This is a genomic window from Arthrobacter gandavensis (genome assembly GCF_015355785.1).
GTDB lineage: Bacteria > Actinomycetota > Actinomycetes > Actinomycetales > Micrococcaceae > Arthrobacter_B > Arthrobacter_B gandavensis_A.
This window is the reverse complement of the sequence record NZ_JADKYW010000008.1, coordinates 1-506: the sequence shown is the minus strand read 5'-3', so window position 1 is coordinate 506 and position 506 is coordinate 1. Positions and strand designations below refer to the sequence as shown.

Sequence of the window (506 nt, the reverse complement as noted above, 5' to 3'; positions counted from 1 at the left end):
TACGAGGAGACCGTGTCCGCGCTGCAGCGCCTGGGCATGCTCATCTCCTGGGCCCAGGCTCAGCAGGCCCGGGTCGCTGCCCGGCTGGAAGTGCTCTTCGCCAGGGACATTGCCGAGGCCTCCGGCGGGCGGGAAGAACCCGCCCTGGCCATGAGCCTCGCCGCCGCTGAAGCCTCCACCGCACTGAACATCCCGCACATGAGCGCGATGCAGCTCATCAGCGAATCCACCCGGCTGTGCTCTGAGACCCCGGAGACTCTGGCCCGGCTGTCCGAGGGGAAGATCGCTCTGCAGCACGCCCGCATCATTCTGGACGAAACCCACAACCTGCCCGCCGATCTCCTCGAGGAAACAGCACCCGGCAATGGTTCCGGTGACACAGGTCCAGAGCGCGCCGGCCCACCGGCTGATGGGGACTCAGGCCAGCTGGACCTCGGCCTGAACACCCCGGATGCGCAGGACAGCGCAAACGGGCCCGGCACGCAGGACCCACCCGGTGCGCCGGA

General features: G+C 68.8%; 1 protein-coding gene. It reads left to right on the top strand.

Features of this window, described 5'->3' with window-relative positions; all coding sequences use genetic code 11:
* Window positions 1–12: 12 nt before the first annotated feature.
* Window positions 13–506: DUF222 domain-containing protein (locus ITX31_RS15670; protein WP_194784356.1), on the top strand; the 494-nt coding region annotated here is incomplete at its 3' end.